The sequence below is a fragment of the Streptomyces sp. NPDC001231 genome (genome assembly GCF_042896885.1).
Lineage (GTDB): Bacteria > Actinomycetota > Actinomycetes > Streptomycetales > Streptomycetaceae > Streptomyces.
In genome coordinates this window covers 141,681-154,000 of the sequence record NZ_JBIAXS010000008.1, presented here as the reverse complement: position 1 = coordinate 154,000, position 12,320 = coordinate 141,681, and the positions used below count along the sequence as shown (strand labels likewise).

Below are 12,320 nucleotides of genomic sequence, written 5' to 3'. Positions count from 1 at the left end.
TGTGTGCCCCGGCTTCCGTTCCGCCTCTTTCTGTGCGTCGTCTGTTCGAACGCAGGCGCATCGCGCGGAACGTTACCGTATCGCGATCAGATGACCACTTCGACGCCCTCACCGGGTACTTTCCCTGACACTCGTTCGGATTCCAGGGCTTGCTGGAGGATGATGACGGCCGCGGCCTGGTCGATCACGGAGCGTCCCTTCTTGGATTTCACCCCGGAGGCACGCAGTCCCTGACTGGCCGTCACCGTGGTCATCCGCTCGTCCACCAGGCGGACCGGCACCGGGGCGATGCCCTTGGCCAGCTCCCCGGCGAAGGCGCGGACCTTGACCGCGGCCGGTCCCTCGCCCCCCTTGAGGGAGCGCGGGAGACCGACGACGACCTCGATCGGCTCGTACTCCGCGACGAGTTGCCTGAGCCGACGGTGTGCCGCGGGGACGTCCCGGCCGGGGACCGTCTCCACCGGGGTGGCGAGGATCCCGTCGGGGTCGCACGAGGCGACCCCGATCCGGGCGTCCCCGACGTCGATCGCGAGCCGACGTCCTCTGCGCATCGCTTCGGCCGCCCTACTTCGCCGTCTCGGCCACAAGCCGCTCGACGGCGTCCACGGCCTCGCCGACGGCGGCCGGGTTCTGTCCGCCGCCCTGGGCGACGTCCGGCTTGCCGCCACCGCCACCGCCGAGGGTCTTGGCGGCCGTGCGGACCAGGTCACCGGCCTTCAGGCCGCGCTCGCGGGCGACCTCGTTGGTGGCGATCACCGTGAGCGGCTTGCCGTTGTTCACCGTGAACAGGGCGACGACGGCGGCACGGCCGCCCTGGATCCGGCCGCGCACGTCGAGCACCAGCTTGCGCAGGTCGTCCGGCGTGGTGCCGTCCGGGACGCGGCCGGTGACGACGGCCACACCGCGGACGTCCTTGGCGGACTCGGCGAGACCGGCGGCGGCCTGGAGCACCTTCTCGGCGCGGAACTTCTCGATCTCCTTCTCGGCGTCCTTCAGCTTGCCGAGCATGGCGGAGACCTTCTCCGGCAGCTCCTCGGGGCGGCCCTTGATCAGCTCCTGGAGCTGGGCGACGACCGTGTGCTCACGGGCGAGGAAGTTGTAGGCGTCCACGCCGACCAGGGCCTCGATACGGCGCACACCGGAGCCGATCGACGACTCGCCGAGCAGCTTCACCAGGCCCAGCTGGGCGGTGTTGTGCACGTGGGTGCCGCCGCACAGCTCCTTGGAGAAGTCACCGATGGTCACCACGCGCACGCGCTCGCCGTACTTCTCGCCGAACTCGGCGATGGCGCCCTGCTTCTTGGCCTCGTCGATGCCCATGACCTCGGCGTGCACGTCCAGATCGCGGGCGAGCACCTCGTTGATCTTCTGCTCGACGTCGGTCATCACGGCCGTCGGGACGGCGGACGGGGAGCCGAAGTCGAAGCGGAAGCGGCCGGGCTGGTTCTCGGAGCCGGCCTGGGCGGCCGTCGGGCCGAGGGCGTCACGCAGGGCCTGGTGGGTCAGGTGCGTGGCGGAGTGGGCGCGGGCGATGGCCTTGCGGCGGCGGAAGTCGATCGAGGCGTGGGCCTTGGCGCCGACGGTGACCTCGCCGACCTGGACGACGCCCTTGTGGACGTACACACCGGGGACCGGCTTCTGGCAGTCGCGGACCTCGATGACGGCGCCGGAGTCGACCTTGATGCGGCCGGTGTCGCCGATCTGACCGCCGCCCTCGGCGTAGAAGGGGGTGCGGTCGAGGACGATCTCGACCTCGTCGCCCTCGGTGGCGGCCGGGGAGGAGGCTCCGTCGACGAGGATGCCGACGATCGTGGACTCGCCCTCGGTGTCGGTGTAGCCGATGAAGTCGGTCTCGCCGGCGGAGTCGGCGATCTCACGGTAGGCGCCGAGGTCGGCGTGGCCGGTCTTCTTGGCCTTGGCGTCGGCCTTGGCGCGCTCCCGCTGCTCCTTCATCAGGCGGCGGAAGCCCTCCTCGTCCACGGACAGGCCCTGCTCGGCGGCCATCTCCAGGGTGAGGTCGATCGGGAAGCCCCAGGTGTCGTGGAGCAGGAAGGCCTTGTCGCCGGAGAGGACCGTGCCACCGGTCTGCTTGGTCTCGGTGACGGCGGTGTCGAGAATGTTGGTGCCGGCCTTCAGCGTCTTGAGGAAGGCGACCTCCTCGGCGAGGGCGACCTTCTCGATCCGCTCGCGGTCGGTGATCAGCTCGGGGTACTGCTGCCCCATCATGCCGATCACCACGTCGATCAGGTCCTTGACGACCGGACCGGTGGCGCCCAGCAGGCGCATGTTGCGGATGGCGCGGCGCATGATGCGGCGCAGGACGTAGCCGCGGCCCTCGTTGCCGGGGGTGACGCCGTCACCGATGAGCATGGTGGCGGTGCGCATGTGGTCGGTGACCACGCGCAGCGACACGTCCGAGCCGTGGGCCTCGCCGTAGGCGACACCGGTGAGCTCGGTGGCCTTGTCGATGACGGCCATGGAGGTGTCGATCTCGTACATGTTCTGCACGCCCTGCAGAATCATGGCGAGCCGCTCCAGGCCGAGCCCGGTGTCGATGTTCTGGCTCGGCAGGTCGCCGAGGATCTCGAAGTCGTCCTTGCCGGTGCCCTCGCCGCGCTCGTACTGCATGAAGACGAGGTTCCAGATCTCCACGTACCGCTCGTCGTTGACGGCGGGGCCGCCCTCGACGCCGAACTCGGGGCCGCGGTCGTAGTTGATCTCGGAGCAGGGGCCGCACGGGCCGGGAACGCCCATGGACCAGAAGTTGTCCTTCTTGCCCAGGCGCTGGATGCGCTCCCTGGGCACGCCGACGACCTCGTGCCAGATCCGCTCGGCCTCGTCGTCGTCCTGGTAGACGGTGATCCAGAGCTTCTCCGGCTCCAGGCCGTAACCGCCCTTGTCCTGGGGCGTGGTGAGCAGCTCCCAGGCGAGCTTGACGGCGCCCTCCTTGAAGTAGTCGCCGAAGGAGAAGTTGCCGCACATCTGGAAGAAGGTGCCGTGCCGGGTGGTCTTGCCGACCTCTTCGATGTCGGGCGTGCGCACGCACTTCTGCACGCTGGTGGCGCGCGGGAAGGGCGGCTTGACCTCACCCAGGAAGTAGGGCTTGAAGGGCACCATGCCGGCCGGGACGAGGAGCAGAGTCGGGTCGTCCGCGATGAGCGACGCCGAAGGGACGACGGTGTGCCCGCGCTCCTCGAAGAAGCTCAGCCAGCGGCGGCGGATCTCAGCCGACTCCATCAGTGGTCCTCATTCCGGTTGTACGAGTACGTCGTATAGGGGTGTTCCGAGGACGCCGGGGCCTCGACGTACTTCGGGTGATTGCGGTTCTCGATGGCGGTGTACCGCCTGGACGGGGGCAGTTCCGGGTCGACCGGGGCGTTCAGGCCCAGGGCCTCGCCGAGTTCGGCCTCCCGCTGGGCCATGTTGTCGCGGACGTCGAGCGCGAAGCCGAGGGCGCGGTCCTTGAGCCGGTGACCCGCCTCGACCGCCTTGGTCGCCGCGGTCGCGGCGAGGCTCTCGGGGGTCAGCTGCCTGAGTTTGCGGTTGACCTTGGTGGTGGCCCACACTCCGGCGGCGACACCAGTGGTGAACCAGAACGTACGGCGGAACATCGCTAGTCCTTACTTCTCCCGGTTGTTCCGCTTCCCCCGCCGCGCGGCCGGGACGGTGCGGCCCACGATCACGGTACGCCTCGACGTCCTGCCGGGCACGTCCTCCTTGCGGCCGCCGAGCGCCCGGCGCACGCCGTAGCCGAAGGCCGCGACCTTGACCAGCGGACCGCCGAAGGTGGAGGCGACGGTGGTCGACAGCGCGGAGGCGTTGGACGTGACCTCCTGGACGTCGGAGGCGATCGCGTCGACGCGGTCGATCTGGCTCTGCGCGGAGCGCACCGCCTGGGAGGCATCGGCCAGCAGCGGAACTGCCTGGTCGGTCACGTCCGCCACGAGTCGGGTGGTCGCCTTGAGCGTCTGGGCCAGCCTCGCCAGTGCGACGGCGAGGAAGGAGACCAGGATCGCCCAGAACACGGCCACCAGGATCCCGGCCACCTCTCCACCGGACACTGTGCGCACCCGCTCCCTGAAACGTGCCTGTACATCGAGAAAGTCGTGCACCGAGCCTATCGCGCCGAGGGTGGGGCTCCGTACCGGATTTGGCGCGCGTGCGCCGGTGGCATGAGCGAGCCCGCCGTCCCGCCCGCCCGGAAGGGCGGGGAGACGGCGGGCCGGGGTGGTGCTGCGGTGCTACGGCCTGCCGGTGATCAGCGGGCGTAGTACTCGACGACGAGCTGCTCGTCGCAGATCACCGGGATCTCCTTGCGGTTCGGCTCGCGGTCCAGGCGGAACGCCAGGGCCTTGAGGTTCACCTGGAGGTAGCGCGGGGTCTCGCCGTCGGCGGCGAAGCCACCCTCGCGGGAGACCTGGAAGAGGGTCTTCTCGCGGCTGCGCTCGCGGACCTGGACCACGTCGTCGGGACGGACCTGGAAGGACGGCTTGTCGACCTTCTTGCCGTTGACCTGGATGTGGCCGTGGACGACCATCTGGCGGGCCTGGTAGATCGTGCGGGCGATGCCCGAACGCAGCACCAGGGCGTCAAGACGCTTCTCGAGGTCGATGACCAGGGCCTCACCGGTCTTCATCGACGTCTTGGCGGCACGCTCGTAGGCGCGGACGAGCTGACGCTCGCTGACGTCGTACTGAGCGCGCAGACGCTGCTTCTCCAGCAGACGGACCTTGTAGTCCGAGTTCTGCTTGCGGCCACGGCCGTGCTCACCCGGCGGGTAGGGACGCGCCTCGAAGTACTTGACGGCCTTCGGGGTCAGCGCGATGCCGAGGGCACGCGACTTCTTGACCTTGGGGCGGGACTGGTTCGCCATGAACCAAACACCTCGTTTTTTTCTGTGCGAATACGGCTTCACCAGGGTTAGGGGAGGTCGCATCCGCAGCCGGGGAAACCCGCCGGGGCCCTGTCGGGCCTGGTGGGCAGCCGCTCCCCTGGTCTGGGCACATACGTGCAGCACGCGAGTGGCCCACCGACCGCTCCCGGAGCTCCGGGTGGTGGTGGGCTGCCCGCGACACCGTTCGACGGTGCGCGACGCTCCTGGATCCCCGCCGTCCTGGAACGGCGGAGTTCCGGCTGAATGTCCCGCTCTGGTGGCGCCGGTTCCCCTTTCGGGGTTCCGGACACGGAACTCAGCGCTTGCGGGCAGTCTACAGGGCGCTCAGGACCGCTTCCGACCGAGGTGCTTGCGGGTCCACTCCACCGCGTCCGCGTACCGCGCCTCGGCGCCGTGCCGTCCCGGGGCGTAGTACTCGCGGTCCTTCAGGGCGTCCGGCGCGTACTGCTGGGCGGCGATGCCCTCGGGCAGGTCGTGCGGGTAGACGTACCCCTGCGCGTGCCCGAGCTTGGCCGCGCCCTTGTAGTGCCCGTCCCGCAGATGGGGCGGGACCGGTCCGGCCTGTCCCTTGCGTACGTCGTCCAGGGCGGCGCCGATGGCCGTGGTCGCAGAGTTGGACTTGGGGGCGAGGGCCAGGGCGATGGTGGCGTGGCTGAGGGTCAGGGCGGCCTCGGGGAAGCCGATCATGGCGACGGCCTGGGCGGCGGCGACCGCCGTGGGCAGCGCGTGCGGGTCGGCCAGCCCGATGTCCTCGCTGGCGGAGATCATCAGGCGGCGGGCGATGAACCGGGGGTCCTCGCCGGCCTCGATCATCCGGGCCAGGTAGTGCAGGGCGGCGTCGACGTCGGAGCCGCGGATGGACTTGATCAGGGCGCTGGCGACGTCGTAGTGCTGGTCGCCGTCGCGGTCGTACTTCACCGCGGCCCGGTCGACGGTCTCCTCGAGCGTGGTCAGGCCGATCTCGCTCTCGCCCTTGTCGAGTGCGGCCCCGGCGGCGGCCTCCAGTGCGGTCAGGGCGCGGCGGGCGTCGCCGCCGGCGATGCGCAGCAGATGGCTCTCGGTGTCCTCGGGGAGGCCGACGGCCGACCTCAGGCCGCGCTCGTCGGTGAGCGCGCGGTGGAGCAGACCGCGCACGTCGTCGTCGGTGAGCGGTTCGAGGGTGAGCAGGAGCGAGCGGGAGAGCAGCGGGGAGATCACCGAGAAGTACGGGTTCTCCGTGGTGGCCGCGATCAGGGTCACCCAGCGGTTCTCGACCGCCGGGAGCAGGGAGTCCTGCTGGGCCTTGCTGAAGCGGTGGATCTCGTCCAGGAAGAGGACGGTCTCCTTGCCGTACCCGCCGGAGGCTCGGCGGGCGCCGTCGATGACCGCGCGGACCTCCTTGACGCCCGCGGTGATCGCCGACAACTCCACGAAGCGCTTGTTGGTGGCCTTGGAGACCACGTACGCCAGGGTGGTCTTGCCGGTGCCGGGCGGGCCCCACAGGATCACCGAGGAGGGTCCCGCAGGGCCGCCCGCGCCCTCGCCGACCAGCCGGCGCAGCGGCGATCCCGGCTTGAGCAGGTGCTGCTGGCCCACCACCTCGTCGAGGGTGCGCGGGCGCATCCGGACCGCCAGGGGACTCGCGGCCGGGTCCTTCTCCTGGCGTTCTTCACTTGCGGCGGTGAACAGGTCGGGCTCCACGCTGAAACCCTATGGCACACCACCGACAACGTGGCCGGACGGTGATCAACGGCTCCGGCTCAGGCCCAGAGGCTGGTGCCCCAGCGGGTCAGGATCAGCATGACGATGACACCGCAGTGCGTGACCGGCAGCACCCAGGTGAACTCGGCGAGGAAGTTCTTCACCGGGCGCGGGGCGGGCAGGAAGTCGTTGCGGATGTTGAAGGAGGTCACGTACCAGAACATGACGATCGTGGCCACCCAGGCCAGCGAGCACCACAGGCACAGCGCGTTGATGCGGTACAGCGACTGGAACTGGAGCCAGGTGACGAAGCAGACGCCGAAGAGCGTGCCGAAGTTGAACGTCAGCCAGTACCAGCGCGGGAAGGTGGTGCGGGCGAGCAGGCTCATGCCGACGCAGATGACGATGCCGTAGGCGACCAGGCCGAGCAGCGGGTTGGGGAACCCGAAGACGGTGGCCTGCTTGCTCTCCATGACGCTGCCGCAGGACACGATCGGGTTGAGGCTGCAGCTCGGGGTGAAGGTCTTGCCGCTGAGCTTGCCTTCGAGGATCTTCTGCTTGTCGATCGTGATGATCCACGCGGCGAGCAGACCGGCCGCTCCGGTGATCACCAGCAGCAGTGCGAAGGCGCGGCTGCCGCCCACCGTCCGCGGCGCGGTCACCGCGCGCTCCGGCTCGGGCTCCGCGGAGACGTGTTTGACTGTCGTCTTGCTCATCACGCCGATTCCGTCACTTGTGAGTTGGACCTTCTTCGGGCACGGCCATTGTGCCGCACGTGCGTGTGTGAACACCGTCAGGTAGTGACACGGGGTGTGCACGACCGTATCCGAACGTTCGGTTCCGGACGATGCTCGGACCATGACGCGAAACGAACTCGCGGTGGACGTACGGGGGCTGCGCAAGCGGTACGGGGACGTCACCGCGGTCGACGGAATGGACCTGGCGATCAGGAAGGGCGAGGTCCTGGGGCTGCTCGGACCCAACGGCGCGGGCAAGAGCACCACGGTGGAGATCATCCAGGGCCACCGCTCACGGGACGCGGGCGAGGTCTCGGTCCTGGGGGCGGACCCGGCGAGCGCCACGCGCGCGTGGCGCTCGCGCGTCGGAATCGTCTGGCAGGACGAATCGGCGCCCGCCGAGTTGACCGTCCGCGAGACCGTGCGGCACTTCGCCCGGTACTACCCCCGGCCGCGCGACCCGGAGGAGGTCATCGCCCTGGTGGGTCTGGAGGCGAAGGCGGGGAGCCGGATCAAGGCGCTGTCGGGCGGCCAGCGGCGTCGGCTGGACGTGGCCCTCGGGGTGATCGGCGGCCCCGAGCTGCTGCTCCTGGACGAGCCGACGACCGGTTTCGACCCGGCGGCCCGGCGCCGGTTCTGGGCGCTGATCCGCACGCTCGCGCAGGAGGGCACGACGATCCTGCTGACCACGCACTACCTGGAGGAGGCGGAGGCCCTCGCGGACCGGCTGGCGGTGGTCGCCCGGGGCCGGATCGTCGCCGAGGGCACCTCCCGCGAGCTGCGGGAACGGCACGCCACCGGCGCCACCGTCGAGTGGACGGACCCCGACGGCACCCCGCGCACCGAGCACACCGGGACCCCCACCAGGACCGTCGCCGACCTGATGCGCCGCTTCGACGGAGAGATACCGGGCCTGCGGGTGGGCCGCCCCACGCTGGAGGACGTCTATCTCCGGCTGACCGGGCAGGAGGACACGTGATGACCTCGACCGCCGGACGGACGCGCGCCGGGGCGGCGGCCGTGCGGCTGCCCGGGGCGTGGGACATCGGGCTGCACCGGGGCGCCCTGGAGATCAGGCAGTTCTTCCGGCAGCGCGAGCAGGTGGTGTTCACCTTCGCCTTCCCGGTGGTGTTCCTGTTCCTGTTCGCGTCGATCTTCCGCGACGACGTCAGCGGCACCGGCGTCACCGCCTCGCAGCTCTACGTCTCCTCGATGCTGGCCTCGGGCATCATGTCGACCAGCTTCCAGTCCCTGGGCATATCGATCGCGGTCGAACGGGACGAGAAGGCGCTGCGCCGGCTGAGCGGCACGCCGATGCCGCCGACGGCGTACTTCCTGGGGAAAATCTGGCTGGTTCTCTTCACCGGGGTGCTGGAGACGGCGATCCTGCTGCTCGTCGGCACCACGCTGTACGGCGTCCGGCTGCCCTCGGACGCGACCCGGTGGTTCCACTTCGTGTGGATCTTCGTGCTCGGCCTGACCGGGTGCGCGCTGCTGGGCATCGCGATCAGTTCGGTGCCCAGGTCGGCGAGGAGCGCCGCCTCGGTGGTCGTGCTGCCGTTCCTGGTGCTCCAGTTCATCTCCGGGGTCTACATCCTGGTCGACGCCCTCCCCGGCTGGATGCTGAACGTCGGCGCCCTCTTCCCGCTGAAGTGGCTGTGCCAGGGCCTGCGCGGGGTGTTCCTGCCGGACTCGGCGCGGGTGCTGGAGCAGGCGGGGAGCTGGGAGTTCGGGCGGATCGCCCTGGTGCTCGCGGCCTGGTGCGCCGGCGGACTGGTGCTGTGCCTGCTGACGTTCCGCTGGAAGGACCGGCGGTCGGGCTGAGTCCGGGACGCGGCCGCGGCCGGGACGGCAAAGGGCGCCGGTGCCCGGACGAGCACCGGCGCCCTTGCGTGAGGAGCGTCAGCCGAGGCGGGATTCCAGTTCCGCGACGATCTCGTTGACCGCGATCGCCGTCTGCTCTCCGGACTCCATCTCCTTGAGCTGGACGACGCCGTCGGCGAGGTCGCGTTCGCCGGCGACGAGCGTGAAGCGGGCACCGGACCGGTTGGCCGCCTTCATGGCGGCCTTGAGGCCCTTGTGGCCGTAGGAGAAGTCGGCGGCGATGCCCACCTTGCGCAGTTCGGAGACCTTCGCGAACAGCACCCGGCGTGCCTCCTCGCCGAGCGGGACCGCGAACACGCTGGTGGCCGAAGGGATGTGGAGCTCGACTCCCTCCGCCTCCAGGGCCAGGACCGTACGGTCCACGCCCAGCGCCCAGCCCACCGACGGCAGCGCGGGGCCGCCGATCATCTCGGACAGGCCGTCGTACCGGCCGCCGCCGCCCACCGCGGACTGGGAACCGAGCCCGTCGTGCACGAACTCGAAGGTGGTGCGGGTGTAGTAGTCGAGTCCGCGGACCAGCTTGGCGTCGTCCTCGAAGGCGACCCCCTGGGCCTCCAGCAGCGCCCGCACTTCCTCGTGGTACGCCTTGCAGCCGTCGCACAGGTAGTCGCGCAGGAGCGGGACGCCCGTCAGCTGCTTCTGCACCGACTCCCGCTTGTCGTCCAGGACGCGCAGGGGGTTGATGTCGATCCGGGTGCGGGTGTCCTCGTCCAGGTCCAGGCCGCGCAGGAAGTCCTGGAGGGCGGCCCGGTAGACCGGACGGCACTCCTTGTCGCCCAGGCTGTTGAGCAGGATGCGGAAGTTGCTCAGGCCCAGCGAACGGTAGGCCTGGTCGGCCAGGATGATCAGCTCGGCGTCGAGCGCCGGGTCCTCCGCTCCGATCGCCTCCGCGCCGACCTGCGAGAAGTGGCGGTAACGGCCCTTCTGGGGGCGCTCGTAGCGGTAGTAGGAGCCGGAGTACCACAGCTTGACCGGCAGGTTGCCGGCCTTGTGGAGGTTGGCCTCCAGGGCGGCGCGGAGCACGGAGGCGGTGCCCTCGGGGCGCAGGGCGAGCTTGTCGCCGCCCTTGGTCTCGAAGGCGTACATCTCCTTGGTCACGATGTCGGTGGACTCGCCGACCCCGCGCGCGAACAGCTCCACGTTCTCGAAGCCGGGGGTCTCGATGTAGCCGTAGCCGGAGTTGCGCAGCGGGGCGGCGATCGCCTCGCGGACCGCCAGGTACTTCGCGGAGTCCGGCGGGATCAGGTCGTACGTGCCCTTGGGGGCCTTGAAGGTGCTCACGGAAGGTCTCTCGTCACATTCCTCGTCGGGGAGCGTCGTCCAGGTCCGCTCCCGGGCCGGCGGCCACCTGCCGCAGATAGGGATTGGTGGCGCGCTCCCGGCCGATGGTCGTCTGGGGGCCGTGGCCGGACAGCACCACGGTCGAGTCGTCGAGCGGCAGGCACACGCGGGCCAGCGAGTCGAGCATCTCGGCCGTGTCACCGCCGGGCAGGTCGGTGCGTCCGATGGAGCCGGCGAACAGCAGATCCCCGGAGAAGAAGACCGGCGGGATGTCCGCGGCCTCGGGCATCCGGAAGGTCACCGACCCCTTGGTATGGCCGGGCGCGTGCGCGACGGAGAACTCCAGGCCGGCCAGCTTCAGCTCGGCGCCGTCGGTCAGTTCCTTCACGTCGTCCGGCTCCCCCACGGTCAGCTCGCCCATGAGCGGCATGCCGATGGAACGGCCGAGCGCCTTCTCGGGGTCGCTCATCATGTACCGGTCGGCCGGGTGGATCCAGGCCGGTACGTCGTGTGAGCCGCACACCGGGACGACCGAGGCCACGTGGTCGATGTGGCCGTGGGTGAGGACGACGGCGACGGGCTTGAGCCGATGCTTCCTGACCGCTTCCGCGACGCCTGGGGCGGCCTGGTGGCCGGGGTCGATGATCACGCACTCCTCACCGGCGGCGGGGGCGACGAGGTAGCAGTTCGTCCCCCAGGCCCCGGCGGGGAACCCGGCAATGAGCACGATCGTCCTTCGTTGTGTCGATTACGGGCGGCTACAGCTGTTGTCAGAGCCTACCGGCGCTGCCGGATCCTCAGCTAACCCATATACGGTACGGGCACACGCGGGTGGCCGCCTCGGGCGGCGCACCCGTGACCGGTGGACACACGAGACGCATGAGGAGAGAACGCGGTGGTCAGCCAGGAGCAGCGGCGGCGTCAGCTCGCCCGGGAGAAGTTCTTGCGGCAGCAGCAGCGGCGCACCGCCGCGCGGCGCAAGTCACGCGTACGCACCTCCGTGATCGCGTCCGTACTGGGCGTGGTCCTGATCGGCAGTGTCGCGCTGTACACGACCGGGGTGCTGAAGAACGACAAGGACGACAAGGCCAACGCGAGCGCCGAGGTCACCCCCAGCGCCTCGGCCACCAGCAAGGCGCCGGACCCGTGCGCGAAGCCTGCCGCGGGCTCGGTGAAGAAGCTGAGCTGGGCCAAGGAACCGGCGATGGCCATCGACAAGTCGGCGAAGTACACGATGACGCTCGACACCACGTGCGGCGGGATAGACCTGGACCTGAAGGCCTCCGCGGCGCCGCACACCGTGAACTCCTTCGACTTCCTGGCCGGAAAGGGCTTCTTCGACCACACCAAGTGCCACCGGCTCACCGCTGAGGGCATCTACGTCCTGCAGTGCGGCGACCCGGAGGGTACGGGCCGGGGCGGTCCCGGATACACGATTCCCGACGAGAACCTCAAGGACAAAAGCCTGAAGGGCGACGTCTATCCGGCGGGCACCGTGGCGATGGCCAACACGGGGCAGGCGCACACCGGTGGAAGCCAGTTCTTCCTGGTGTACCAGGACAGTCCTCTTCCGCCCAGCTACACGCCTTTCGGCACCGTCTCCGAGTCGGGTATGAAGGTGCTGAAGAAGATCGCCGACGCCGGCGCGGAGCCTGCCGATCCGGAGACGGGCAACACCGCCCCGAACGCGACCGTGGTGATCAACAAGGCGACGGTGACGAAGTCCTGACAGCAGCGACGACCGGCTGGGAAATTTCGGTCGCGCTGGATGCGGACAGGCCACCCGCCGGTCGCCTATGTTGGCGGTGACGAAACTGTGGACGATGCCCGGGGGAGCTTCGAGG

12 protein-coding genes are annotated in these 12,320 nt (G+C 69.8%); 3 read left to right on the top strand and 9 right to left on the bottom strand.

Features of this window, described 5'->3' with window-relative positions; translation table 11 throughout:
• Positions 1-86 precede the first annotated feature (86 nt).
• The 7 genes from ruvX to ACFY3J_RS12395 form a co-directional block, all read right to left on the bottom strand.
• Complete coding sequence (ruvX, locus tag ACFY3J_RS12425) at positions 87-551, bottom strand: Holliday junction resolvase RuvX (RefSeq protein ID WP_384175558.1); 465 nt, start codon at positions 549-551, stop codon at positions 87-89.
• A gap of 13 nt (positions 552-564) precedes the next feature.
• Positions 565-3,237, bottom strand: a complete 2,673-nt coding sequence (gene alaS, locus ACFY3J_RS12420) for an alanine--tRNA ligase (RefSeq protein ID WP_390840834.1) — start codon at positions 3,235-3,237, stop codon at positions 565-567.
• Complete coding sequence (locus ACFY3J_RS12415; RefSeq protein ID WP_384175554.1) at positions 3,237-3,611, bottom strand: hypothetical protein; 375 nt, start codon at positions 3,609-3,611, stop codon at positions 3,237-3,239. Before ACFY3J_RS12415 ends, alaS begins: the two co-directional genes overlap by 1 nt.
• Positions 3,612-3,620: 9 nt before the next feature.
• Positions 3,621-4,070: a DUF948 domain-containing protein gene (locus tag ACFY3J_RS12410; protein ID WP_384175552.1), complete on the bottom strand. Its 450-nt coding sequence runs from the start codon at positions 4,068-4,070 to the stop codon at positions 3,621-3,623.
• A 188-nt stretch (positions 4,071-4,258) separates the two neighbouring features.
• Positions 4,259-4,873, bottom strand: a complete 615-nt coding sequence (gene rpsD / locus ACFY3J_RS12405; protein WP_384175550.1) for a 30S ribosomal protein S4 — start codon at positions 4,871-4,873, stop codon at positions 4,259-4,261.
• Positions 4,874-5,218: 345 nt separating this feature from the next.
• Positions 5,219-6,574 (bottom strand): replication-associated recombination protein A, encoded by a 1,356-nt coding sequence (locus ACFY3J_RS12400; protein ID WP_384175548.1) that lies wholly within the window; start codon positions 6,572-6,574, stop codon positions 5,219-5,221.
• 59 nt (positions 6,575-6,633) lie between these two features.
• Positions 6,634-7,290 (bottom strand): vitamin K epoxide reductase family protein, encoded by a 657-nt coding sequence (locus ACFY3J_RS12395; protein ID WP_141362754.1) that lies wholly within the window; start codon positions 7,288-7,290, stop codon positions 6,634-6,636.
• 142 nt (positions 7,291-7,432) lie between these two features.
• Between ACFY3J_RS12395 and ACFY3J_RS12390 the strand changes: the two genes are divergently transcribed.
• Positions 7,433-8,290 carry an ABC transporter ATP-binding protein gene (locus ACFY3J_RS12390; protein ID WP_390840833.1) on the top strand — a complete coding sequence of 286 codons (858 nt, stop codon included), beginning with the start codon at positions 7,433-7,435 and terminating at the stop codon, positions 8,288-8,290.
• On the top strand, positions 8,290-9,135 hold the full coding sequence (locus tag ACFY3J_RS12385; protein ID WP_384175544.1) for an ABC transporter permease: 846 nt from the start codon (positions 8,290-8,292) through the stop codon (positions 9,133-9,135). The genes ACFY3J_RS12390 and ACFY3J_RS12385 overlap by 1 nt, the downstream gene beginning before the upstream one ends.
• Before the next feature lie 78 nt (positions 9,136-9,213).
• Here ACFY3J_RS12385 and hisS read toward each other — a convergent pair whose 3' ends face one another.
• Both hisS and ACFY3J_RS12375 read right to left on the bottom strand, forming a co-directional pair.
• On the bottom strand, positions 9,214-10,476 hold the full coding sequence (gene hisS, locus ACFY3J_RS12380; protein WP_384175542.1) for a histidine--tRNA ligase: 1,263 nt from the start codon (positions 10,474-10,476) through the stop codon (positions 9,214-9,216).
• A gap of 13 nt (positions 10,477-10,489) precedes the next feature.
• Complete coding sequence (locus tag ACFY3J_RS12375) at positions 10,490-11,203, bottom strand: MBL fold metallo-hydrolase (RefSeq protein ID WP_384175540.1); 714 nt, start codon at positions 11,201-11,203, stop codon at positions 10,490-10,492.
• Between the two features lie 168 nt (positions 11,204-11,371).
• Here ACFY3J_RS12375 and ACFY3J_RS12370 point away from each other — a divergent pair, with 168 nt between their 5' ends.
• Positions 11,372-12,205 carry a peptidylprolyl isomerase gene (locus ACFY3J_RS12370; RefSeq protein ID WP_384175538.1) on the top strand — a complete coding sequence of 278 codons (834 nt, stop codon included), beginning with the start codon at positions 11,372-11,374 and terminating at the stop codon, positions 12,203-12,205.
• The last annotated feature ends 115 nt before the right edge of the window (positions 12,206-12,320 follow it).

Excerpts from the sequence above, each read along its gene's own strand:
- ruvX (WP_384175558.1), bottom strand. The coding sequence starts at position 551 with ATGCGCAGAGGACGTCGGCTCGCGATCGACGTCGGGGACGCCCGGATC.
- alaS (WP_390840834.1), bottom strand. The coding sequence starts at position 3,237 with ATGGAGTCGGCTGAGATCCGCCGCCGCTGGCTGAGCTTCTTCGAGGAG.
- ACFY3J_RS12415 (WP_384175554.1), bottom strand. The coding sequence starts at position 3,611 with ATGTTCCGCCGTACGTTCTGGTTCACCACTGGTGTCGCCGCCGGAGTG.
- rpsD (WP_384175550.1), bottom strand. The coding sequence starts at position 4,873 with ATGGCGAACCAGTCCCGCCCCAAGGTCAAGAAGTCGCGTGCCCTCGGC.
- ACFY3J_RS12395 (WP_141362754.1), bottom strand. The coding sequence starts at position 7,290 with ATGAGCAAGACGACAGTCAAACACGTCTCCGCGGAGCCCGAGCCGGAG.
- ACFY3J_RS12390 (WP_390840833.1), top strand. The coding sequence starts at position 7,433 with ATGACGCGAAACGAACTCGCGGTGGACGTACGGGGGCTGCGCAAGCGG.
- ACFY3J_RS12385 (WP_384175544.1), top strand. The coding sequence starts at position 8,290 with ATGACCTCGACCGCCGGACGGACGCGCGCCGGGGCGGCGGCCGTGCGG.